We start from the raw sequence: 24,082 nt of genomic DNA, 5'->3' as shown, positions 1-24,082 counted from the left end.
GAGCGACCATGACCAGCTATTATCTCGGCGTCGATGTCGGCACGGGCAGCGCCCGCGCCGGCCTTTTCGACGCCAGCGGTACCATGCTTGCTTCGGCCAAACGGGATATCACTATCTGGCGCGAGGCGGGCAGCATCGTCGAGCAATCGAGTGCCGATATCTGGCAGGCGGTGTGCGAAAGTGTGCGCGAAGCGGTAAAGCTTGCGGGTGTCGATCCGGCTGACATTGCCGGTATCGGCTACGATGCGACATGCTCGCTGGTCGTGCTGGGCGAGGGCGGCAAACCGCTTGCCGTGGGGCCGTCCGACGATCCTGCACGTGACATCATCGTATGGATGGATCACCGCGCAGTCGGTCAGGCCGAGCGGATCAATGCGACCAGGGCCAGAGTTCTCGATTATGTCGGCGGCACCATTTCACCTGAGATGGAAACGCCAAAACTGTTGTGGCTGAAGGAAAACAAGCCGGAAACCTTTGCCGCCGCCTGGCAGTTCTTCGATCTGACCGATTTTCTGACATGGAAATCATGCGGCAGTCTGGCTCGTTCGGCCTGCACCGTGACCTGTAAATGGACCTATCTCAGCCACGAGAAGCGTTGGGATGAAAGCTATTTCCGCGAGGTTGGTCTTGGTGAACTGGCCGATGAAAATTTCGTCCGCATCGGTACCGACGTTCGTGCGGGTGGCGAAAAGCTCGGCGGCCTGAGCGAACAGGCAGCGGCTGAACTTGGTCTTGTGCCGGGCACCGCGATTGCCGCCGGTCTTATCGACGCCCATGCGGGCGGTATCGGCACAGTCGGCGCGCGCGGTTCGGAAGGCCGGATATTGTCGCGTATGGCCTATGTATTCGGCACATCGGCCTGTACCATGACCACCACCGAACAGCCGGTTTTCGTGGATGGTGTCTGGGGTCCCTATTATTCGGCCATGGTGCCGGGCCTGTGGCTCAATGAGGGGGGCCAGTCGGCAGCGGGCGCCGCTATCGATCACCTGATCCATATGCATCCATTTGCCGTGGAAGCCGAAAAACAGGCGGCAGCCCAGGGCAAGGGGCTTGCCGACAGCCTTGCAGAAGAAGTCGAAGCAAGAGGCGGCGCTGAAAAGGCGGCTGCGATCATTGGTGATATTCATGTCGTGCCGGAATTCCTCGGCAATCGTGCACCTTTCGCCGACCCCGATGCGCGCGCGATCATCGCCGGGCTTGATCTTGATGCCGGGCTCGACAGTCTGACAGCGCTATATCTCGCGGGTCTTTGCGGCCTCGGCTATGGTGCGCGACAGATCGTCGAGGCCCAGAAGGCAAAGGGTATTGAAACCGATACTATCGTGGTTTCAGGTGGAGCAGCGCGTTCGCATCTGGTGCGACAGGTGCTTGCCGATACGACAGGCCTCGTCATCGCCGCGTCTACGTCGCCGGAACCGGTCCTGCTCGGTTCGGCCATGCTGGGGGCTGTGGCATCAGGGGCTTATCCTGATCTCGCCGCCGCCATGCATGCCATGTCGGAACTCGGTGCGATGAACAGGCCGGACGCCGAGCGCGCCAGATGGCACGACAGACGTTTCGAGGCTTTCACGCTGCTGCAGGCGACCGCGCGGAAGATCCGCTTGGCTCCAACGCGTTAGATTGGTCCCCAGACAGTTCTGTTTATGCTGAACCTGTCACACGAATGTGCGAGGCTGCCCTTCCATCAACCGGTTGCTAAACTAATTCTGGCGATGATGGTGGAAAGTCAATCCCGATCGCATGAGGGCGATCAGGCCGGATGCAGAAGACAGGCGAACTGTGAAGACGGTACTAGGAGAAAAAGATGCTTCTTCACGCGCTCGGCGGCAATCGCAGAGACTGGCGCTCGGCTGTTCGCTCTCAACCGTGAGGGCAAGATCGCCGGTATGCAGCTTAGTTCGCTTCTTAACGACCTTGGCTATGCGAGCGGATTGCGAAAGGGCTGCACAATCTGCTGGAGATGCGCAAACGTTCGAAGGGCGCTTCGCTGCGAAGTCTTTCGGAAATATTCGACGAGGACACTCCAATGATGGCTATCTGATTGAATCCGAAAGGCGGGTTGGTCGAAGCATGATACGGATTTCAGCCGTCGTCGATTTTCCAGACCGCAGCGCCAGCCAGCATTCCCGAACCGGCTGCAGACAGGAGCAATCGTTCACCGGGCTCGAAAGGTCGCGCTTCCGATGCAAGCGATAAGGAAAGTGGGATCGTCGCCGCCGACGAGTTGCCGAACACGCCAATCGTTCTGACGGCGATGGAAACAGGCAGATGGAGTTGCTCGCAGACGGCATCAGTGATCCGCGTATTGGCTTGATGAGGAAAGAATCTGTCCACATCGGCGGGTCCGAGATGCGCTTGTTCCAGCGCATCCCTGGCACAATGCGTCATCAGGCGAACGGCTTGCGTGAAGACGGCTTTTCCGTCACGCATGGTCATCTTGTTTTCTCCGGCTGGAACGGAGATCAGGCCGTAATTTCCACCATCGGACATAAGTGCAGATCCACGCAGCCCTTCATGCGGGTTGCCGGACGGCGCGAGTAGGACCGCTCCTGCGGCATCGGCAAAGAGGATTGCCGTGTTTCGTTCCTCCATATTGATACGGCGGCTCAATATATTTGCGGCAACCACCAGAACTGGCTTACGGGTATTTTTTACAAAACCGTCGGCCAGCACGAGCGCATACAGGAAACCCGAACAGGCACCTGCCAGATCGATCCCGCCGCAATCGAGACCAAGCTTGTGCGCGAGAAGGGGTGCTGAAGGCGGTAGAAGTTGGTCGGGCGTGGATGTGGCCAGAATGACAAGCCCGACCTCGCTGCGCGCCAGACCGGCGTCATCGAGCGCCATTTTACCGGCCATCATTGCCATGTCCGTCAGGGTTTCATCCGGTGCGGCCCACCGTCGCTCCCGAATGCCGGTGCGCCGTTCGATCCAGCCGGGTTCCAGCCTAAGCCGCCGCTCCAGTACGAAGTTTTCTACCCGGCGATCGGGCACATAATGACCGAAGCCAGCCATTCGGCTCGAAATATTCATCGCGCCGCGGTCGCAATCATATCAGCTACGGCGTCAATCGCATCGTAGGCGATATCCAGATCGGCGGGTGTTATGCAATAAGGAGGCATCAGATATATCACATTGCCGAGCGGACGCAGAAGCACACCCCGTTCTCGGAAGAAGGCTTTGATTTTTGGTCCCGCATCGGAAAGGTAGCCGGTCTGCTCGACGGCGAGGTCGAGGGCGGCAATCGTGCCCTGCTGGCGCAGATTGATGAAACGGGGATCGTCGCGGAAGCGAGCAAGCCTTTCCGAGTGCCACCCCGCCAGTGTCTCGATACGCCCCGCGACCGGTTCAGTCTGCCAGATTTCGATATTGGCGCATGCGGCGGCGCAGGCTATCGGATTGGCCGTGTACGAACTCGAATGAAAGAAGGTGCGGCTTCGATCCGTCGAAAAATGCGCGTCGAAGATTTCAGACGTGCTGAGCGTCGCTGCCAGCGGAAGCGCGCCTCCGGTAATGCCTTTGGAAAGACACAGGATATCCGGTGTGATGGACGCCTGTTCGCATGCGAAAAGGGTCCCGGTGCGCCCCCATCCGGTCATCACTTCATCGGCGATCAGCAACGTTCCATAGCGGCGGGTGATCCGCCGGAACTCGGACAGGAGATGCGCGGGATAGATTTTCATTCCTCCCGCCCCCAGCACCAGCGGCTCTATCAACAGGGCAGCAACATCGCCGTTGCTACAGTATCGCTCCAGCGCATCGAGTGTTTCCTGTTCTCGGCCCGATGGAAACGGGATGGTATCGACCTGGAACAGGAGGGGCTCATAAGCCGCGTTGAACACCCCGCGCGCGCCGGTGGACATGGTGCCGATCGTATCGCCGTGATAGCTATACTCCATCACCACGATGCGCGAGCGCGGCTCGTTTCTGTTATAATAATTGCCAAGCGCCATCTTGATCGCCACCTCGACCGCAGTGGAACCACTGTCGGAATAGAACACATGCGCAAGGTTAGGCGGTGCGAGCTTGACCAGTTCTTTCGCCAGCCTTTCTGCCGGTTCATGGGTGAACTCGGCAAAGATGATCTGGTCGAACTGTTCCGATGCATGCCGGATCGCCGCCATGATTTTCGGATGTCGGTGCCCGTGGGTAATCACCCACCATGACGATATGGCGTCCAGCACGGAACGGCCGGTTTCATCAAGCAGATAGGCGCCGTCGGTTTTGATGATCTTGCGGAAAGCCGGTTCTGTGGCGTGTTGCGTAAATGGATGCCAGACGGGGAACGGATGCCCGGTCATTTGGAGGCCTCGTTAAAAACGTTCATGTCGAAATGTGCGCGAAAGGCGAGACGAAGCGTGTCCGGATCGAGCTTTGCAAGGTGTGGCAAGCGGCCAGTCTGCGCGTGCCGCTAAGCTCAAGGATAATTTCTTCGGTGTCGGGTTGTCGGTCACCGATAAAGGCGATGCCAAGCACGGGTATATTGCGCCGGTCCAAGGCCTCGAGCGAAAGCAATGTATGATTGATGGTGCCGAGGCCGGTTCTCGAACAGAGGATGACCGGCTTCTGCCAGCGCGCAAAAACATCGATAAATGTTGTGCGGCGCGTCAGGGGCACATGCAATCCTCCAGCACCTTCGATCACCAGTGGAGCATCGACTGTCGGTACTTCCAGCGTTTCCGTATTGATATCAATCCCGTCGATCCGTGCCGCAAGATGTGGCGAAGCCGGTGTTTTAAGCAGCCAGGTTTCCGGAATGATCCGCCGCTGCGAAATACCTGCGAGTCTTGCTACAGTTTCGCTGTCGGTCGCCTGGTCCAGTCCGGACTGAACCGGCTTCCAGTAACAGGCATTGAGCGCATCCGTGAGGGCCGCGGAAATGACCGTCTTGCCGATGCCCGTATCGGTGCCGGTAACGACGAAAGTCTGTTTCATAACATTTCCTCTGCAATGATTTCGGCAAGGCGCTCGAACATGCGCGTTATCGTGGGTTCATCGACATTGAGTGTGATGGCGATGCGCAGGCGCGCTGTGCCGACCGGCACCGTGGGTGGGCGGATGGCGCGTATGTCGAAACCTTTGGCCTGCATCCGGTATGCAATGCGCAAGGTGCGGTCGGCGTCGCCGATGATGAGCGGTAATATCTGCGTTCCGCTGCCGGGACTGCCGAAAAGATCGGCGAAACGCACATTGGCGAAAGCGATAAGCCGGTGCAATTCCTGCCGCCGCTGTTCATCTGCTACCATTGTTTTCAGCGCCAGCCGTGTTGCTGATACCTGCAAGGGGGAGGGCGCGGTCGAATAGATAAACGGTCTTGCACGGTTAACGAGAAAATCGCGCAGGATTGGATCTGCTGCGACTAGCCCGCCCATGCTTCCCATGGCCTTGCCGCAGGTGTGAAGCACAATCACATTCGGTCTGCTTTCCAGCCCCTCCGCAAAACGCGTCCGCCCCGTCCGTGAACGCCTGTCGCGTGAGCTTCATCGATGAAGAGAAAAGCCTCGTGACGGTTGGCAATTTCCATGAGGTCGGATAGAGGCGCGCAGTCGCCATCCATCGAATAGAGGCTCTCCACCACAATCCAAGGGGTGCCACTTCCGCCTTTTTCGCGCCACGTGCGGATCGCCGTTTCGAATGCCTCCGCATTATTATGCGGGATGGAAATGATGTCGGCTTTTCCCGCCCTCATGCCTTCATGCGCGCTCGCATGGATCAGGGCGTCGTAGGCAATCATGTCGCCGCGTTGCGGTAGGGTTGAGAGAACAGCAAAATTTGCCGCATATCCGTTGCTGAAATAGAGCATCGACGGCGCACGAAAAAAGGCAGCGGCTTCAGCTTCCAGAAACTCGTGTTCCGGGTGATTGCCACGCAGTAGCCTTGAGCCGCCAGCCCCGCTGGCGAGCCCCTCTTTCAGTTCCGCTATCAATGCCCTTCGGATCGACGGCGAGGCGGCAAGTCCCAGATAATCGTTGGAGGTAAAATCCGCGCCGCGATGATCTGAAAGCGAGCGCAGATGGCCACGCCGCTCAAGGTTCTTCAACTTCGCGGTATAGCGTACCAATGGATCGGTGTTCATACATGCTCGCTCAGTGCGTCCGTGGTCAGGCCAAGTCGCCCCATGAGGCTCGTGTCGCGGTCTTCGCCCGGATTGGCGCCGGTCAAGAGTGTGTCGCCGATAAAGATCGAATTTGCGCCCGCGAAAAAGCAGAGCGCCTGCATCTCATCGCTCATCGAATTGCGTCCGGCTGTCAGTCGCACATACGATTGCGGCATCATCAGACGGGCAAGCGCGATGATACGGACAAAGGCGATGGGATCTACAGGCGAGGCTTTCTCCAGCCGAGAACCGGGCATGGGGATCAGCATGTTGATCGGCACGCTTTCCGGCGGCGTGGGCAGGTTTGCGAGCGTCACCAGCATGTCGACCCGGTCGTCCTCGGTTTCTCCCAGGCCGAGAATGCCGCCGCAGCAAACCTTGATGCCAGCCTCGCGCACATAGGTTAGCGTTTGCAGCCGGTCATCGAAACTGTGCGTCGTGATGACCTGGGGATAAAACCGTTCCGACGTATCGATATTGTGGTTGTAATAATCGAGGCCCGCTTCTGCGAAGGTCTGCGCCTGACCGGGAGTTAGCATGCCGAGCGTCATGCAGGTTTCCAGCCCGAGCGCCTTCACCTGCCCCACCATTTCCACGATGGCGGGTTCGTCACGCGGCTTCGGCATGCGCCAGGCAGCCCCCATGCAATAGCGCGTCGCACCGCTAGCTTTTGCTTTTCGCGCTTCTTCAAGCACCGTATCAAGGCTGACCAGTTTGGAGGCTTTCAGACCGGAGGCATGATGCGCCGACTGGCTGCAATAGCCACAATCTTCGGGGCAGCCGCCCGTCTTGATATTGAGCAATTTGCTGAGCTGGACCCGGTTCGGGTCGAAGTTCGCACGATGAACACTCTGTGCCTCGAAAAGGAGGTCGTTGAACGGAAGATCATAGAGCAGACGCGCGCTTGCGAGCGTCCATGCATCAGAGTTGGGTTCTGTCTTCTCTTCATCTTCCGGGCCGGATGGAACTACGTGAAGCATGCTTTTCCCTTTTATCTATAAAAATGGAAAGAATCTATAGACTATAGATTAAACGTAAGTATGAACCACGCCAAGTCAAAATTTTATAGATAAAAAAGGGTGTCGCAAAGGAACATGCCCCGGAAACGCCGAAGCCGCGATCACTGGATCGCGGCCGTTGAATGGGGAAATATGACAGCCTTGCAGCGCGCGCTTTCAGCCCTCGAAAGGTTCCAGCCTGCTTTCAAGGCGCTTTTCGTTGAGACGATGCCGTCCCAATGGCAGCATGATCGGGCGACCGGAAGTCGGGTCGGTCATGATGCGGCTCTCCAGATGAAAGACCTCGCGGATATTCTGTTCCGTCAGCACTGTGTCGGGCGCGCCGCTTACATGCAGCCGCCCGTCGGCCATTGCGACAAGAAAATCCGCATAGCGCGCGGCAAGATTTAGATCGTGCAGAACCATCACGATGGTGGTTCCGCGCTCCCGGTTAAGGTCGGTGAGGAGATCCAGGACTTCGACCTGATGGCTGATGTCCAGAAAGGTCGTGGGCTCGTCGAGCAGCAGAATATCGGTCTGCTGGGCCAGCGCCATGGCGATCCAAACGCGCTGGCGCTGACCGCCTGAAAGTTCATCCACTGGTCTGTCGGCCAGTTCCGTTGTCCGGGTTGCCTCAAGTGCTGCCGCAATTGCTTCGTCATCTGCGCGTGTCCATTGCGAGAAAACGCCGTGATAAGGGTTTCGGCCCCGGCTTACTAGATCGGCAACCAGTATGCCTTCCGGTGCTATGGGCGATTGCGGCAGAAGACCGAGCGTCTGCGCAAGCCGACGGGAGGGAAGTGTGTGGATCGACCTGCCGTCCAGCAGCACCTGCCCGCGCCGAGGGGCCAGAAGCCGGGACATCGTCCGCAAAAGCGTGGATTTTCCGCAGGCGTTTGCCCCAACGATTGCCGTCACCTTGTCGGATGGTATCTCCAGGTCGAGACCATCCAACACCAGCCGGTCGCCATAGCCGGTGGTCAACTCCTGAACGATGAGCGTGTGATCGCTCATAGGGAAGCCCCGCTGCGGTTGGCGCGAATGATGAGGTAGATGAGATAGGGAGCGCCCAGGGCTCCGGTGACGACGCCGACCGGAAAGCGCCCCGGCAGCAGGAACTGCCCGCAATAATCGCCAGCGAGCACAAGTATAGCCCCGATCAGCGCCGACGGGACAAGGAGTGAACCGTTGTTGCCGATGATGCGCGATGCAATCGGGCCGGACAGAAAGGCGACGAAAGCGATAGGCCCCGCGACAGCGGTGGCAAAGGCTATCAGGCCAACAGCGCCGATGATGATGGCGATCCGGGTTCGCCCGACATGGGTTCCCAGCGCGGCGGCGCTGTCGTCGCCCAGACGCAAGGCTTCGAGATCGCGCAACCGGCTTAAAAGCAATCCGCCGAAGACAACCAGCCCGACCAGAAGCGGCAACATCTGGTCCAGCCGTGCACCGTTGACGCTGCCGGTCAGCCAGCGCATGGCTTCCTGCAGGCTCCAGGCGGGCGCGGTTGAAAGAATGTAGGCGATGAAGCTTTCGATCATCGCCGCAACACCGATGCCGACAAGGATAAGCCGGGTTCCGGCAACCCCGTTCCTGAAGGAAAGTCCGTAAACCGCAAGCGCCACGGCAAGCCCGGCGGCAACGGCGAAGACGGAAACCACCGGGCCACTCATGGAAAGCACGACGATCGCAAAGACGGCGGCAGCGCTCGCACCTGAGCTTATGCCGATAATGTCAGGACTCGCGAGCGAATTGCGCAGCATGAGCTGGAATGCGACGCCGCCGAGCCCGAAACTCAACCCCGCCAGCACGGAAAGGACGGCGCGCGGCAGGCGCAGCTTGCCAACCGTGAAGCTTGCGCCCGGAACGTCTTCGCCCAGCAGCACGCGGACAATATCCTTCGGCGGCGTGAAGGATTGCCCAAGCATCAAAGTCAGGAGGAACAAGGCCAGGAGAATGACGAGCAGAAGGCCGATGACCAGATTGCGCTTGCGGCTCCGGCTGCGGCGGTTTCTGGCGATGAGATCGGCGGTGGAATGCAGCATGCTCACAGCTCGCGAACCCGTTGGCGCCTGACGATCCAGATGAAGAATGGCGCACCGATGAGCGCGGTGACGATCCCGACATCGAGTTCGGCAGGGCGGGCAATCAGCCGCCCGACAATATCGGCGGCGAGCAGGAGACATGCTCCACTGAGGGCCGAGAATGGCAACAGCCAGCGGTGATCGACCCCGACCAGCAAGCGACAGAGATGCGGTACGACCAGCCCCACGAATCCGATGGGACCGCAGATGGCGGTCGTCGCGCCGCAGAGGAGGATTGCGCCGAGCGCCGCAATGGCGCGTGCAAGGACGACATTTTCACCCAGCCCGGCGGCTAGTTCATCGCCAAGTGCCAGCGAGTTCAGCTTGCGTGCCGATAGAAGGCTGACGATGAAGCCGACAGCGAGAAAGGGAAGCACATATGAAAGCCGGTCGAAGGTTGCTCCGCCGACGCCGCCGATTTGCCAGGCGCGGATGCCGCCAGCGATATCGTTGCGCGGCAGAACCACGGCGATGACCAGCGAGGAAAAAGCGACCGACGTGGCTGCGCCGGCCAGCGCGAGCTTGAGCGGTGTCGCGCCGCCGCGCCCAAGCGATCCAACCGCATAGACGAAGACGGAGGCGCAACCGGCGCCGAATATGGCAGCCCAGATATAGGCAGATGCCGAGACGATGTTGAACCAGGCGACGCCGATCACGACGGCGAGCGACGCGCCCATATTGACGCCCAGAATACCGGGGTCCGCCAGCGGATTACGGGTGATGCCCTGCATGATTGCGCCTGCCAGCCCGAGCGCGGCACCCGCGAGAAGCGCCAGCAGGGTGCGCGGAATGCGCATGGCGACAGCGGCCTGTCCGACGGTGTCCATATGACCCCGCAACGCGGCAACAATGTCTGACCACGGTACTTCGCGCGTGCCGAGCGACACGGATAGAACGCAAAGGATCACGAGAAGAAAGACGACCGCGCCGAGCCAGCCGGTCCTCGCTCTATTGGACCGATATATGGTGGTTGGCTGACTTGAACGCCGGATGCGGGCGACGGTCATTTTGCTTTATCAATCGCACCGGCGAGAAGGGCGACATAGTCCTTCAGAACCCAGGAGATGGAAAGCGGTGTGGGATTGGCCGCTGTTCCAAGCGGGTTTCTGCCCAGCATCACCACCGCGTTGTTTTCCACGACCGGCATTCTGGCGAGAAGCGGATTGCGCTTCATCGCGTCCAGCAATTCGTGGCTGCCATAGGTCACGACGATGTCGACGTCATCGAACATGTCGACACGCTCGGCGCTGATGGAGCCGGAGAACTGACCCGGTTTGGAGGCGTCGACCACGCTTTTGGGCGAAGTCAGGCCGAGGTCGTTGAAGAATCTGACACGCGTATCGTTGGTAGTGTAGAAATTGACCGTGCTCAGGTCCGTCGTGTCGAGATGGGTGACGAACATGGCCGACTTGCCCTTGAGGCGCGGATACTGGCTGACTGTATCGGCAATTTCCGCTTCGATCCTTGCGATCAGCGCTTCGCCTTCTTCCGCCATGCCCATGCCAGCGCTGTTGAGGCGGATCATGTCGCGCCAGTCGGTGGACCATGGCGCTTCCGGATAGGCGACAACCGGAGCGATCTGGCTGAGCGTATCGTAGTCCGACTGGCTGAGGCCGGAATAGGATGCAAGGATGACATCGGGCCGCGTTTCCGCCACGGCCTCGAAATCGATCCCGTCGCCTTCGTCGAAGAGAACCGGTGTATCCGCGCTAAGTTCCTTCAACTTTGCCGCCACCCAGGGCAACAGTCCGTCATTGTCGTCATCACCGAAATTGGCGCGCGCAAAACCGACCGGCACCACGCCGAGCGCAAGAGGAACCTCATGATTTGCCCACGCGACAGTCACGATCCGCTCCGGCTTTTTCTCGATTGTCGTCGTGCCAAAGGCATGTTTGATAACAATCGGATAAGTCGCTTTTGCGCTGGCCTGTGCGCTTTGCGGCGCAGTGATCGCAAATGAGGCCAGGGCAGCGAAAAATAGAGAGCGAATGGACCACGTCATCCGGCGCATTCTCCTTGCATGTAAAGTGGCCTTTCACTGTCAAGTTAAGACCATCACGTCAAGGCCGAAGCATGCGCCTCGATAAGGCTGTTGCGAATTAACCGTGACTTCCTACAAAAAAGCAGTTTTCTACAATACTGGACAATGCTTATCAAGTTAGTGGCGATCCGGGGACAACTTCAGTTTACCGACAGTCTCGATGACCGGGCGCGCCCGGTCTTTGAAAGGCTGGGATCGCAAGGCTGGCCAACATCCCCACGATTTGAAAACCGTCGCCGAAGGCGATCGCCGCAAACTGCATATCGGACCTGACCATGGACACTGAAATGACTGCTGAGACGAAGAAGATCACCCGCGTCCGCTACCGCAGGGCGATTCTTCTGGGGTGTATGGCGCTGGTCGTATCCATGCCGGGGCTGGCTTCGGCGCAGCAGGCGGCAAAGGCGGAAACGACCACGGTGCTCAAGACCATCACGGTCAATGGCTCCGGCGGAAGCGACGACGATTCCAAATCAATCGTCGCAACGCGCACAACCGGCGGCGGCAAGATGGCGGCGGATATCATGGACACGGCAGCTTCCGTATCGGTGATCACTGCCAAGGAAATGCAGGAACGTAACGCCCAGACTGTCGAGCAGGTTCTGCAATATACGGCAGGCGTGTCCACCAATTTCTACGGATCGGATGATCGGTTCGACTTCTTCCAGATACGCGGCTTCGACGCTAACACCTATCGCGACGGGCTTACGCTTGGCCGCCCCTTTGGCGGTGTGCGGGAGGAGCCCTATGCATTCGAACGTATCGAAGTGCTGAAAGGCGCCAGTTCCACGGCCTTCGGTGTTTCCGATCCCGGCGGCATGGTCAACTATGTGACCAAGCGGCCGAAAACGGAGCGCTTCGGCGAAGCCTATGTTACGGGCGGGTCCTTCAATCATAAGGAGGTCGGCTTCGATTTCGGCGATAATTTGACCGGCGATGAAGGGCTTTCCTATCGCCTTACCGGCAAGTTCAAGGATGCCGATGCCGAATATGATTATTCGCGCGATGATGAAAAGTTCATCATGGGCGGTCTGACCTGGCGTCCGAGCGATGCGACCAATCTGACGGTGATTTTCGATCATCTTCACCGTAATGGCGTGCCCGGAAGCGGGGGCCATCCGGTCGGCACCAATTTCAGCAGAAGCCGCTTTTTTGGAGAGCCTGACTTCAACTATCGCGGCACCGACCGGAATACCGTCAGCGCCATGTTCGATCATGACTTCGGCAATGGCCTGACGTTGGGCGCAAACGGACGTTACAGCAATCAGGATACCGATTTCGGCTATGCCTATATTTCTGCGACGCCGACCGATGGCTCAACGATTGCCCGGCGTGATTTCTTCGGGAACGAATCCTCAACCGAGAATTTCGTGGGCGATGTGAATCTCAAATATGAGACGAGCTTCGACCGGTTTGAAAGCCGGACGATGGCGGGCATCGAGTACAATAACTATTCGGCGACCAACAAGACACTCTGGGGTCCAGCACCCGGCATAGACTGGACCAACCCGGTCTTTACCGGTGCCCCGGTCGATCTACCGCTCATCGGCAATACTTCGACCCGGCAGAAGACCAAGGCAATCTATTTCCAGGAGGATTTGACATTCGCAGAAAAGCTGATCGCCAGCGTGGGCCTGCGCAATGACTGGCTCGACCTGTCGGAGACCAACCGTCTCAGCAATACATCGACGGATGGCGATCTGAGCGAATTTACCAGCCGTTTCGGCCTTACCTACCGGGTAACGGACGAATTGGCGGTCTATACAAGCTATGCTGAATCGGTCGCACCTCCGGCCATCGGCGTCGATCCTGAACGCGGCGAGCAGATCGAAGTCGGCGTGAAGTATCAGCCGACCGCATTTCCCGCACTGTTTACGGCCTCGGTTTACGACCTGACCAAGAACAATATCTCGGTCAACGATCCAATCACGCTCCAGCCATCGACCATTGGTGAGGTCCGCGTGCGCGGCATCGATCTGGAGGCCAAGGCGGAACTGACCAATAATCTCAGCCTGATCGCGGCCTATTCCTATATGGACCCGGAGATCGTCGAGAACGGCACCGGCGGCAACGAGGGCAACCGTCCGCAGTTTGTTTCCAAACACCTGGCCTCACTTTGGGCGAACTACAAGGTTGAGGGCAGTGGTCGGCGCGGCGACATGACGTTCGGCGTCGGCGGCCGCTATATCGGCGCCTATTACTTTACGCCGGACAATACGTCGGGCACGAGCGGTAATGTGGTGTTCGACGCCGCGTTTACCTATGAGTTTCTCGATAACTCGGCGTTGCAGGTCAATGTCAGCAACCTGTTCGACAAGAAATATGTCGCCTATGGCGGCTTCGGAGCGGATTTCTACAATCCGGGCCGGGAGATCACCGCGACGCTGCGCCGTACGTGGTGAGTGAGCGGCTCCACCAGTAAAGGCAGCGGAGCCTCAACCGGGAACAGCTACCGTTTCGATTGGAAACGCCGCCAGGCGGCAGGCGTTTCACCAACGACCTGCCGGAAAGCCTTGGTCAGATGGGCCTGATCGGTAAAACCGAGCTGGGCCGCGATGCCGGCGACAGTCATGTCGCTTTCCGACAGCAATTGCTGCGCCCGATCGATGCGCTTCGCCATCTGCCATTGCAATGGTGTCTTGCCGGTCGTCTGCTTGAAGACATTGGCGAACCAGCTTTCCGACAGGCCCACCGCTGCGGCCATTTCGGCAACACTCAACCGGCGGTCGCTGCAACTGTCGAAACGTGCATTGAGCTTGTTCATCTGCGCCATGGTGAGGCGTCCATAACCCTGCCTGTTGTCTTCGCCTGGTATATCGAGAAGGCCGGTCAGAATGCTGCCAATGAGGTTTTCAGCATAAAGCCCGTGTTTCGTCGGATTGGCTGTCTCGTCGACGATCAGGCGGGCAAGCGTTTCTATGGCGCCGAGGTCCTGAATTTCCACCGGGCTGCGCATGGCGGCCATCGCCATGGATGCACCAAGCGTCGGGCTCAGATACTTGAGCAGCCGGTCCTTGTGGAAATGCAGGTTCAGATGTGAAAAGCGGTGGAGCGAAACGGTATTCGTCCACATCGGGACGCCTGCGGGGATGTAGATCGCCCGCGTCATCGGGCGATGGTGCTGGGAGCGGTGATGCTGGGTAAAGACACCGCTGTCGTTCGATATGCGAATGTTGGACGAAACATCCTGGAAGAAAATCATGATGCGGGGATCGGGCGACAGGAAATAGCCGTTGGCTCCCGTCTGACTTTCAGCCTCCCAATAGACGCTCACCAGCCCATCCAGCACGCGCCATTGAACCGGCGCAACCACCCGGATGCCTTCGGCTTGCCAGATCATCGAATGCCAGAAGCCCAAAACGTTCCGATCCGTGTGCGCAGCGTTTCGTTGAAATTCCGGCTCGTCTGCCGGAAGTGTTTCGTGGATATGTGCCAACATATCACGCGTTAACATGACTAAAATTATCATCTTTTGCGGCTATGGCAAGCCAATTCTACCGAAAATGCTGTGAGGCGTTGTCCCTCATTTCACTCCAGGTCTTCCTGTTCGAAATGCTGGCTCACGTGAATATCCGTTGTTTCCAGACGTCCGGGGCCGAGATTGACGAATTTGTGCGGTATGTTTGCCGGACCGAATACAACCTGGCCTTCTGATACCTCCATCTTTTCGTCGCCGACCATGAACAGCGCATTTCCCTGACGAACGATGAAAATCTCGTCATAAGGGTGCCGGTGCAGTTTGGGACCATGCCCGACAACATCGGTCGAGAAGAATATGATCGACGCATCGGTACCAAATCTCTTGCCTTCGACGCGGCCGGACCACGCATCGTCGCGCCTCGCCCAGTCTTCTCTTTTCAAGACAACGGCTTGTTTCGTCAAAATGGTTCTCCCGGCTTTTCGAGGCGCTGGAATTTCGACCCTGCTGTTGCAGCATGTCCCGTAGGGAAGGAAGGTCAGATTCTAACGAGGCCGGAGCGCTTCAACAAGCCCATCAGGACAAGCGGCAGAAGTGTGGTGATAAGGATGGCGATGAATGCCATGGCCATGCCGAGGCCGACAGAGCCCTGCTCGAACTGACGCCAGATGAAGATCGAGATTGTCTGCATGCCGACCGGAGCGACCAGTATCGACGCAACCAGTTCTCGCGTGGCAACGGCAAAGACGAGCAGCATGGCCGTTATGAGGCTTGGCGCGATCAGCGGCAGCATGATGCGCCGGAAAGCCGTGAAGCTGTTTGCACCGCACACACGCGCCGCAGCTTCCAGATTGTCGCCGATCTGGTGGAAGGCAGCGGATGCATAGCGGATCGGCTGCGGCAGAAGAATGCAGCAATAGGCAAGCAGCAGGATCAGCGGTGTGTTGTAGGGCGAGACGGGCAGGGCGGGCTGGTTCCAGGCCAGAATGAGACCGACCGCGACGACGACGCCGGGCAAGGCATTGGGCAGGACAGTCAGTATGTCGAGCCAGAAGCGCCCGCGAAAACGCATCTTCACGACGGCATAGGCTGCAACCGCGCCGAGAAGCCCGGTCAGGAGGGCGCTTGCGACGCCGAGCGACAGGCTGTTGACGAGCGCGCGCATGCCGCCCGCGCTGTTTTCGGCAATGGCGGCGAAATTGTCGAAGCCGAGGTTCGACGGCACCAGCCCGCCGGACACGGTTTTGGAAAGAGCCGTCGCCAGAATGGCCAGCAGGGGAACGCCCGTTGCAGCAAAGGCAACGAGGGCGAAGAGAGCGACCACGGGAATGGTGAGTGCTCCGAGTGGACGCTTGTCCTTTGCCTGCGGCTTGCCGCCGGTCGTCACATAGGACCGGCGGGTCAATATCCAGCGCTGGACCAGAAAAGCCGCCAGCGACAGGCAGACGAGCGCCAGCGAAAAGACGGCAGCACCCGCAAGGTCGATGGGCCAGTCGGAAATGCGAAGATCGATCTCCGTCACCAGCACTTCAAAGCCGGAACGGCGTCCAAGGGCTGCCGGGGTGCCATATTCCTCGATGGCCGCGGCGAAAACGAGCAAAAGGCTTGCCGCAAGGCCCGGTGTCGCCAGTGGCAGGGTGATGCGGAAGAAGGAGCGCCACGGCGAGGCGCCGAACACGCGACCGACATCGGAATAACGTGCGCCGACCGCTTCGATCGTGCGCGATACCGCAAAATAGACAAGCGGAAACGTGTTCAGCGCCATGACGAAGCTCATGCCTGCGACCGAAAACAGAAAGGGCGCCAGATTGAAACCGGTGAGTTGCTCGAGATAGCCGCGCGGTTGCAGCGTCATGATCCAGCCAAGCGTGGCGATATAGGGCGGGATCATGAAAGGCACGAGCATCAGCACGTCCCACAGGACGGCAAAAGGCACCTTGTAGAGCGCGCGGAAAACGGCGAGCGGAACGGCGATGAACGCGGAAAGCACGACTACCGAAAGCCCCAGCAGCACTGTGTTGCCGCTCATGCGCAAAAGCTTCGGGTCTTCAAACAGGGCCGGGAGATGCAGGAAAGGCTCGGCCAGCGAGCCTCTCCCCAATTGCGGAAAGACAGCCTGAAGAACGATGAAGACAAACGGCACCGCGACGATGAAAGCGAGCCCGGCAACCGCAACGAAACCGAGCGGATTGCGAGCCGCCGCACTGCCTGTCTTCATGTCTGTCTGCCCCTCAAATATCAGTTGCTGGCTGCGAAGGCGGCGCCGAATTCCTTCAACGTCTCGTCGCGCTTGCCGTAGACTTCCTTGGCGTCGATCGGCAGGATTTTGAGGTCGCCGATCAGCGGGCGGTTGGCCGGAACATCGGTGCGCGAAGGCATCAGATAGGTGTCAGCAACCATTTTCTGGCCTTCGTCGGAAAGCATGTAGTCGACGAACTGCTTGGCCTCATCCTGGTTCTTCGACCATTTGAGGATCATGGCGGGGCGCGGCGCGATCACTGTGCCGGATGCCGGGAAAATGACGTCGATGGATTCGCCCTTCGCCTTGCCGGCAAGCGAGATATAGTCGACGGCACCGAACACGGCGGCCTTGGCGCCCTGAAGGACGGGGTTCAGAGCCTCTGCATTGGCACCGGCCACAGCCGCGCCGTTTTCATGCAGGTTCTTGAACAGGTCCCAGCCCTGCTGGGCCTGAAGGGCGGCAACGAGCTCGAAAGTCGCGCCCGACTGCGCCGGGTCCGGCAGGTTGACCAGATCCTTGTATTCGGGCTTGGCGAGATCGGCCCATTCGGCAGGCTTCGGCGTCTTGCTCGCCGGGTTCCACGCGATACCGAGGGCGGAGACGCCTTCCGCGACAGCGGTTTCATTCTTGAGGAAGTCCGGCACTTTCTCCGCATTCGGGCTGGTATAGGCCACCAGCCAGTCGCGCTTGGCGAAGTCGGTTGCCGTGTCCCAGGACGCCGAAATCAGAACGTCGACAACCGGATTGGCGGCTTCCGCTTCGATGCGCGCCATGACCTTGCCGGTGGTCGCCTGAAAGACGTTGACCTTCGCGCCGGTCTTGGCGGTGAAGCCTGCCGCAAGCTTTTCGATCAGGCTGCCGGGACCAGCCGAATAGACGGTGATGTCTGCATGGGCCGCCGTGCTGGCCAGCAAGGCGGTGACAAGCGCCAGCCCTGCGCCGAGAATGGATTTTTTCATCTGTCTCTCCTGAGATGTTGCCTGATGGAATGGTCCTATTTCGAAAACCAGCGCAGCTGGCTGGCATCGACCGAAATGCCGACCGGAACGCCGGGAGAAAGGCGGATATGGTCGAGATAAGTCAGTTCGTGACCGTCCTGTTGCGAACCGATGCGCACCGTGGTCAGGTGGCCGTCGCCGCGAAACTGCGAGCGCAGCACGGTTGCGGGAATTGCGGCTTCATGGACGGGAACGCTGCGCACGGAGCGCGACGGCAACAGCACATGGGTTGCCTGTCCGGCGGCGGAACCTTGGGCGATGTGGATTTCAGTGCGCGCGATCTTGTAGGCATTGTCGCGCTGTTCGACCGGCACGACACAGCCGAGCCGCAGGAAATCGGCGACCGCGGGTGTAGTCGGCTCAGCGACAAGCGCTTCAGGCGAAGCCAGCTGCTCGATCACACCGGCGCGCATGACAGCCACCTGATCGGCCAGCGAAAAGGCTTCGCTCTGGTCGTGGGTGACGTAGATCGCGGTCAGGCCCAGATTGGCGACAAGCTGCCCGATCTCGGTGACCATGTTTTCGCGCAGTTCCCGGTCGAGGTTGGAAAGCGGCTCGTCGAACAATACCAGTCCCGGTTCGGCAACGATGGCGCGGGCAATGGCGACGCGCTGCTGCTGGCCGCCCGACATATCGCTGATCGCACGCTCTCCAAATCCGGCCAGACCGACGCGGTCGAGTGCGGAGGCAACGCGCTTTTCCCGCTCCGCGCGGCCAAGCCCGCGCATTTCGAGCGGAAAGGACACATTGCCGAAAACGGTCATATGCGGCCACAGCGCATAATCCTGAAATACCATGCCGAGATGCCGCTTTTCAGGCGGGACGAAAGTGCCCTTCCGGGCATCCGCGACAGTGATGCCGTTGATCGTGATCGATCCCTTCGTGGGGGCGAGCAGTCCGGCGACGAGGCGAAGCAGCGTGGTCTTGCCGCAACCGGACGGCCCGAGCAGCGCGAGCGTCTGTCCTCGCGGCAGTGAAAGATCGATATTTTTCAATATCGTGGTCGGGCCGTAGGCAAGATTCAGCCCCTCAGCCCGAACGGCAATATCCGCTTTTATATTAGAGGACTGTAACATTTTCCCGCAATCCAAATGACTTGGGAGCTTCTATTCGGATTGCGTGACAGTTGGATGACGTTGCGAAAGGGCGTCCTGCCTCCTGTGGGGAACCAATCGTCCCCGCATCGGTTTTTCTCTTCATGCGAAAAAGGAAGGGAAGACGATGAGATTTGGAAAACTCGCCCTGGGCCTGACGGGATTGGCCGTGGGATACGCGCTGACCCGGGCAAGCTCGCCGCAAATTCCACAGGGAATAGTCCCGGTTAAACCCTTCGATCTCACGCGCTATCTTGGCAAGTGGTACGAAGTGGGACGACTTGAAAACCGTTTCGAGCGTGGTCTGACGCGCACGACCGCGGAATATTCGTTGAATCCCGATCAAACGGTGAAAGTGGTCAATCGCGGCTTCGATCCGTGGAAGGGTCGCTGGACACAGGCCACCGGAACCGCGCGCTTTGTTCGGTCTTCCGACGAAGGCGCGTTGAAAGTTTCCTTCTTCGGGCCGTTCTACGGCGGCTACAACATCGTGGATATCGATGAAGGCGGCTATCAGTGGTCGATCATTGTCGGCTCTACGCGCAGTTACTTCTGGGTGCTGTCGCGCGAGCCGGAGCCAAGCGAAGAGTTGAAGGCGCGTGCGGTCGCGCAGGCGTTGCTTCTCGGGATCAATCCCGACGCCATTTTGTGGGTGCCGCAGTAAATGCCCAGCAAAAGGCCCGCCGAAGCGGGCCTTTTATTCTTGGCCTATGCCCCGTAAGGCACCCAGATATTTTTCACCTGCACAGCCCGGCGCAGATAATCACGACCCTGTCCTTCGGCCTTGTTAAGCCAGTTGGGCAGGCGACCGTTGATGACCCAAGTGGCCTTGAGGTTTCCGGCTGAAGCCTTTTCGACCATGGCGCTGCCCTCGCGGGAGCCGAAGTACCAGACAGCCGCAACATCGTCGTGTTCGGCCAGCGTCTTCGTCAGAAGGTCGCGTTCTCCGGTGACGATATTGACCACGCCGCCCGGCATATCTGACGTGTCGAGCACCTGATAGAAGTCGCCTGCGATCAGCGGCTGGCGGCTGGAAGGCACGACGACGGTCCGGTTGCCCATGGCGATGGCGGGCAGCACGAGGGAAACGAGCGACAGAAGCGGCGCTTCGTCCGGGCAGACGATGCCCATCACGCCCCACGGTTCGTTCATCGCCAGCGTTACATGGCGCGACTTGGTGGAGTGCACCGCCCCGTCGAACTTGTCGGCCTGCGCGGCATAATAGAAGATGCGGCGCAGCGCGGTTTCAAATTCCTCTTCCGCCTTTTTCTCGTTGACGCCGGTGCTTTCCATCAGTCGCGCCACGAAATCCGCACGGCGCGCATCAAGGTTTTCGCCGAGATAATAGAGCACCTGCGCCCGGTTATGGGCTGTTGCTGCGCCCCAGCTTCCGGCCTTTGTCGCCGCTTCCACCGCGTTGCGAATGTCCTTGCGATTGCCGATCCCGGCCTGACCTATGACCGCGCCACCCTTGCCGATGACCGAATAGCTGTAGCCGCCATCCGGGCGCGCCTGCTTGCCGCCGATATAGTTCTTCATCGTGCGATTAATACCGTCGATAGCGGCCTTGTCGTTACTGGCAGGCGAGGCCGATGGCACGAAGGCTTCCGCAACCTTGGCCGGGGAGAGCGCCTTTTCCCAATCGGAGACAAGATATTCGTACATGCCCTCGCGTGCGCCTTCGCGACCGAACCCGCTTTCGCGGTAGCCGCCGAAACCGGCTCCGGCATCCAGCATGTTGGTGCAGTTGATCCAGACGACACCGGCCTTTACCCGCGCCGCAAGATCGAGTGCGACATTGATGTTTTCAGACCAGATCGAGGCGGCCAGCCCGTAGCGCGTATTGTTGGCGAGCGACACGGCTTCGTCCGGAGTGCGGAAGGTCGTCGCTGCCGCAATCGGTCCGAAGATTTCCACCTGACACACGGTCGAGGCCTGATCGACTTCGGTGAAGAAACCGGGGGCGATGTAATTGCCCTTGGCTGGCAGCGGGTTCGGCGTCTGCCACAATTCGCCGCCTTCCTCGATGCCCTTCTGGATAAGATCGGAAATACGCTTCACCTGACCGGGCGAGACGATGGCCCCGACATCGGTCGATTTGTCGAGCGGATCGCCGACCCGCAACGTTTCCAGACGCTTTTTCAGCTTGGCATAGAAACGATCGGCAATGCCTTCCTGCACCAGCAGCCGTGATCCGGCGCAGCACACTTCGCCCTGATTGAACCAGATGGCATCAACGACGCCCTCGACCGCGGCATCGAGATCGGCATCTTCAAAAACGATGAAGGGCGACTTGCCGCCCAGTTCCAGCGACAGTTTTTTGCCCGAACCTGCGATCTGCTCGCGAATGACACGGCCAACCTGCGTCGAGCCGGTGAAGGCAACCTTGTCCACCCCGTCGTGGCCGCAGATGGCAGCGCCGGTGGTGCCGTCGCCCTGCACGATGTTGACGACACCTGCGGGCAAGCCTACTTCGTGGCAGATCTCAGCAAAGGCAATGGCCGAAAGCGGCGTCAGATCGGCAGGTTTCAGAACCACCGTGTTACCGGCGGCCAAAGCGGGTGCGATCTTCCAGGCAAGCATGAGAAGCGGGAAATTCCACGGAATGACCTGACCGCAGACGCCGACCGGCGAAAAGCCCTTGAACTCATCCTCCACCATCTCGGTCCAGCCCGCATGATGGTAGAAATGGCGGGCGGCGAGCGGAATGTCGATATCGCGGGTTTCGCGGATCGGCTTGCCATTGTCCATGGTTTCCAGCACGGCCAGAAAGCGCTCGCGCTTCTGGATATGGCGCGCGATGGCATAGAGATATTTCGCACGCTCGTAGCCCGACAGCTTGGACCATTTGCCGAAAGCGGCGCGGGCGGCCTTTACCGCCTGATCGACATCATCCGCGTTGCCGCAGGTGATTTCTGCGAGCTTGTCGCCATTGGCCGGATTGGCGACGGCGATCGCCTTGCGGCCTTCCGGCTTGACAAAGGCTCCGTTGATATAGTGGCCGAAAGAACGGCCATGCTGTTCCAGCCACAGGTTTACATCGCCGTTTGCTTCGGGTGAAGGTCCGTATTCCATGGTCTTGAGAATGTCCTTGATGGGTCGCATTCTGAAAATCCTCTAAGCATTTGCAGCCAAATGGAGCTTTTGGCGTCGCAGAAATGCGATAAACTTTATGCAGCAGCGTGACGGTTGGCGGCGGAGTAGCGCCCGGTCACGAAGTGCTCCAATTGCCGTTCGATATCTCCAAGCATCGATGATGCGCCGATGCGGAACAGATCGGGTTCCAGCCAGCGATTGCCGAGTTCTTCCTTCATCAGGGTGAGCCAGGCGAGCGCATCCTTGGCGCTCTTGAGGCCGCCCGCAGGCTTGAAGCCGACGCTCTGGCCGGAAAGCGCGCCATAATCGCGCAGCGCCCGCACCATGGTCAGGCTCACCGGCAAGGTGGCGTTGACATCTTCCTTGCCGGTCGAGGTCTTGATGAAATCCGAACCCGCCTGCATCGCCACCATCGAGGCGCGATAGACATTTGTGAGCGTGTTGAGATCGCCGGTGGCGAGGATCGCCTTCATATGCGCATCGCCGCAGGCTTCCCGCATGGCGGCAATCTCGTCGTAAAGGGCTGACCAGTTCTGCGTCAGCACGTGCTCGCGGGTAATCACGATGTCGATTTCATGCGCGCCCTGTTCCACCGCATAGGTGATTTCGGCAAGGCGCAGCGGCAAGGGGGTCAGACCGGCAGGAAAGCCCGTCGCCACCGAGGCGACCGGAATGCCGGAACCTTCAAGCGCTTTCACGGCGTGCGGAACCATGGTCGGATAAACGCAGACCGCCCCGGTGGTGATGCCTGCATCCGCGAGGCCCAGCGCTTCCAGAATATCCTCGCGTACCGGACGGCGCGCCTTGGCGCAGAGCCTGCGCACGCGGCCCGCCGTATCGTCGCCGGCGAGCGTCGTCAGGTCGATGCACTGGATGGCGCGGATGAGCCACGCCGCCTGATATTCCTTCTTCACCGAACGGCGGGCGCTGATGGTGGCGGCGCGGCGCTCGGAGGCGCTGCGATTGACGGACACGTCCTCAAACCAGTCCGGCTTGAGCGGTGTCCCGTTATTGCGGGGGAGGGCTTCGGTCATTTCATTGTCCGTTCATGGGTTCAGTTACGATCAGGCGCGTTCGGTCGAGGGGGCGTGATCGCGGCAGAACGTTTCGAATTCTTCCTGGCTGGCATAGGCTTTCTGCGTGCCGGACCGGGTGATGGAATGGGCCGCATACAGGGCGGCCTTGCGAAGCGAGGCCTCCACATCGCCGGTCCCGGCGTAAAACCGGGCGAAGGAGCCGATAAAGGCATCGCCTGCGCCAGTCGTGTCCTTCGGCGTGACCTTGACTGGCGGAATATTGACGATTTCGCTTGCCGTAATCATCCGCGCTCCGCGTCCGCCGAGCGTAACGATGACGGTGCGGATGCCACGCGCGATGAGCGAACGCGCTGCGCTGACGATTTCATCGTCCGTCCCGGTCGGCAGGCCGGAGAGGATTGCCAACTCGCTCTCGTTCGGCACGAGAAAGGTCACCTGCCGGATCAATTCGGGATCGAGATCGGCGGCGGCAGGGGCCGGGTTCAGGATGGTTTCAATGCCATTTTCTGCAGCAAAGGCGATGGTGTGATAGACGGTCTCGACCGGAACTTCCATCTGCATGAGAATAAGGCCGCAAGCTTTCAGATCGTTGGCAGCCTTGTCGACTTCGGCGGGCAGAAGATCGGCATTGGCGCCCTTGACGATGAGGATCGAGTTTTCACCCGAGGGTTCGACGAAGATTGGGGCTACGCCGCTCGATTTGCCGGGGACCTTGCGCACATGGCGCGTATCGACGCCGAACTCATTCAGGTTGCGGATGGTGCTGTCGGCGAAAATATCGTCGCCCACCCGCGTGACCATCATCACATCCGCGCCAAGGCGCGCGGCGGCGACGGCCTGATTGGCGCCCTTGCCGCCGCAGCCGATTTCAAATGTCGGGGCTTCCAGCGTTTCGCCGGGGCCGGGCATACGGTTCACATAGGTGATGAGGTCCACCATGTTGGAGCCGACCACTCCGATCTTTCTGGTCATGA

18 protein-coding genes and 2 pseudogenes are annotated in these 24,082 nt (G+C 59.5%); 3 read left to right on the top strand and 17 right to left on the bottom strand.

Translation table 11 applies throughout. The features are described from left to right. Positions 1 to 8 precede the first annotated feature (8 nt). The gene (locus ABWW28_RS02875; RefSeq protein ID WP_025092135.1) at positions 9 to 1,622 is read left to right on the top strand and encodes an FGGY-family carbohydrate kinase; all 1,614 of its coding nucleotides are present in this window, start codon (positions 9 to 11) and stop codon (positions 1,620 to 1,622) included. A gap of 463 nt (positions 1,623 to 2,085) precedes the next feature. Here the strand turns inward: ABWW28_RS02875 and ABWW28_RS02870 are convergent, their stop codons facing one another. The 9 genes and pseudogenes from ABWW28_RS02870 to ABWW28_RS02830 all read right to left on the bottom strand — a co-directional run bounded on the left by ABWW28_RS02870 (position 2,086) and on the right by ABWW28_RS02830 (position 11,184). Then, complete coding sequence (locus ABWW28_RS02870) at positions 2,086 to 3,018, bottom strand: beta-ketoacyl-ACP synthase III (RefSeq protein ID WP_043716939.1); 933 nt, start codon at positions 3,016 to 3,018, stop codon at positions 2,086 to 2,088. Positions 3,019 to 3,032: 14 nt separating this feature from the next. Further along, on the bottom strand, positions 3,033 to 4,304 hold the full coding sequence (locus ABWW28_RS02865) for an adenosylmethionine--8-amino-7-oxononanoate transaminase (RefSeq protein WP_025092133.1): 1,272 nt from the start codon (positions 4,302 to 4,304) through the stop codon (positions 3,033 to 3,035). Next, positions 4,301 to 4,938, bottom strand: a pseudogene (bioD, locus tag ABWW28_RS02860) (dethiobiotin synthase). The gene ABWW28_RS02865 and the pseudogene bioD overlap by 4 nt, the downstream one beginning before the upstream one ends. Further along, a pseudogene (locus ABWW28_RS02855) lies at positions 4,935 to 6,079 on the bottom strand (8-amino-7-oxononanoate synthase). The pseudogenes bioD and ABWW28_RS02855 overlap by 4 nt, the downstream one beginning before the upstream one ends. After that, positions 6,076 to 7,080 (bottom strand): biotin synthase BioB, encoded by a 1,005-nt coding sequence (gene bioB, locus ABWW28_RS02850; RefSeq protein WP_025092132.1) that lies wholly within the window; start codon positions 7,078 to 7,080, stop codon positions 6,076 to 6,078. Before bioB ends, ABWW28_RS02855 begins: the two are co-directional and overlap by 4 nt. Before the next feature lie 195 nt (positions 7,081 to 7,275). Continuing rightward, positions 7,276 to 8,112, bottom strand: a complete 837-nt coding sequence (locus ABWW28_RS02845) for an ABC transporter ATP-binding protein (protein ID WP_176588002.1) — start codon at positions 8,110 to 8,112, stop codon at positions 7,276 to 7,278. Further along, entirely contained in the window at positions 8,109 to 9,143 is a 1,035-nt protein-coding gene (locus ABWW28_RS02840) for a FecCD family ABC transporter permease (protein WP_025092130.1), read from the bottom strand. The genes ABWW28_RS02845 and ABWW28_RS02840 overlap by 4 nt, the downstream gene beginning before the upstream one ends. 2 nt (positions 9,144 to 9,145) lie before the next feature. Further along, positions 9,146 to 10,189, bottom strand: a complete 1,044-nt coding sequence (locus ABWW28_RS02835) for a FecCD family ABC transporter permease (RefSeq protein ID WP_025092129.1) — start codon at positions 10,187 to 10,189, stop codon at positions 9,146 to 9,148. After that, complete coding sequence (locus tag ABWW28_RS02830; protein WP_025092128.1) at positions 10,186 to 11,184, bottom strand: iron-siderophore ABC transporter substrate-binding protein; 999 nt, start codon at positions 11,182 to 11,184, stop codon at positions 10,186 to 10,188. The genes ABWW28_RS02835 and ABWW28_RS02830 overlap by 4 nt, the downstream gene beginning before the upstream one ends. Before the next feature lie 314 nt (positions 11,185 to 11,498). On the opposite strand from ABWW28_RS02830, the gene ABWW28_RS02825 reads away from it, so the two are divergent. Continuing rightward, entirely contained in the window at positions 11,499 to 13,625 is a 2,127-nt protein-coding gene (locus ABWW28_RS02825; RefSeq protein ID WP_025092127.1) for a TonB-dependent siderophore receptor, read from the top strand. A gap of 47 nt (positions 13,626 to 13,672) precedes the next feature. Here the strand turns inward: ABWW28_RS02825 and ABWW28_RS02820 are convergent, their stop codons facing one another. From ABWW28_RS02820 to ABWW28_RS02800, 5 genes are all read right to left on the bottom strand, one after another. Then, positions 13,673 to 14,581, bottom strand: a complete 909-nt coding sequence (locus ABWW28_RS02820) for a helix-turn-helix domain-containing protein (protein WP_198518222.1) — start codon at positions 14,579 to 14,581, stop codon at positions 13,673 to 13,675. A gap of 170 nt (positions 14,582 to 14,751) precedes the next feature. Next, positions 14,752 to 15,105, bottom strand: a complete 354-nt coding sequence (locus tag ABWW28_RS02815) for a cupin domain-containing protein (RefSeq protein WP_021585440.1) — start codon at positions 15,103 to 15,105, stop codon at positions 14,752 to 14,754. A 74-nt stretch (positions 15,106 to 15,179) separates the two neighbouring features. Continuing rightward, on the bottom strand, positions 15,180 to 16,859 hold the full coding sequence (locus ABWW28_RS02810) for an ABC transporter permease (RefSeq protein ID WP_025092125.1): 1,680 nt from the start codon (positions 16,857 to 16,859) through the stop codon (positions 15,180 to 15,182). 20 nt (positions 16,860 to 16,879) lie between these two features. After that, positions 16,880 to 17,842, bottom strand: a complete 963-nt coding sequence (locus ABWW28_RS02805) for an ABC transporter substrate-binding protein (RefSeq protein ID WP_025092124.1) — start codon at positions 17,840 to 17,842, stop codon at positions 16,880 to 16,882. Positions 17,843 to 17,877: 35 nt separating this feature from the next. Then, a complete protein-coding gene (locus ABWW28_RS02800; RefSeq protein ID WP_025092123.1) occupies positions 17,878 to 18,957 on the bottom strand; it encodes an ABC transporter ATP-binding protein in 1,080 nt (359 codons plus the stop codon). A 145-nt stretch (positions 18,958 to 19,102) separates the two neighbouring features. On the opposite strand from ABWW28_RS02800, the gene ABWW28_RS02795 reads away from it, so the two are divergent. Then, positions 19,103 to 19,639 carry a lipocalin family protein gene (locus ABWW28_RS02795; RefSeq protein ID WP_025092122.1) on the top strand — a complete coding sequence of 179 codons (537 nt, stop codon included), beginning with the start codon at positions 19,103 to 19,105 and terminating at the stop codon, positions 19,637 to 19,639. Between the two features lie 44 nt (positions 19,640 to 19,683). On the opposite strand, the gene ABWW28_RS02790 is transcribed toward ABWW28_RS02795, so the two are convergent. The 3 genes from ABWW28_RS02790 to rbsK form a co-directional block, all read right to left on the bottom strand. Further along, positions 19,684 to 22,080, bottom strand: a complete 2,397-nt coding sequence (locus ABWW28_RS02790; RefSeq protein ID WP_025092121.1) for an aldehyde dehydrogenase family protein — start codon at positions 22,078 to 22,080, stop codon at positions 19,684 to 19,686. Between the two features lie 65 nt (positions 22,081 to 22,145). Further along, entirely contained in the window at positions 22,146 to 23,105 is a 960-nt protein-coding gene (gene deoC / locus ABWW28_RS02785; protein ID WP_006468299.1) for a deoxyribose-phosphate aldolase, read from the bottom strand. A 30-nt stretch (positions 23,106 to 23,135) separates the two neighbouring features. Then, positions 23,136 to 24,080 (bottom strand): ribokinase, encoded by a 945-nt coding sequence (gene rbsK, locus ABWW28_RS02780; RefSeq protein ID WP_025092120.1) that lies wholly within the window; start codon positions 24,078 to 24,080, stop codon positions 23,136 to 23,138. Positions 24,081 to 24,082 lie beyond the last annotated feature (2 nt).

Source organism: Brucella sp. NBRC 14130, assembly GCF_040371715.1.
Classification (GTDB): Bacteria; Pseudomonadota; Alphaproteobacteria; order Rhizobiales; family Rhizobiaceae; genus Brucella; species Brucella intermedia.
This window is presented reverse-complemented; position numbering and strand designations above follow the sequence as displayed.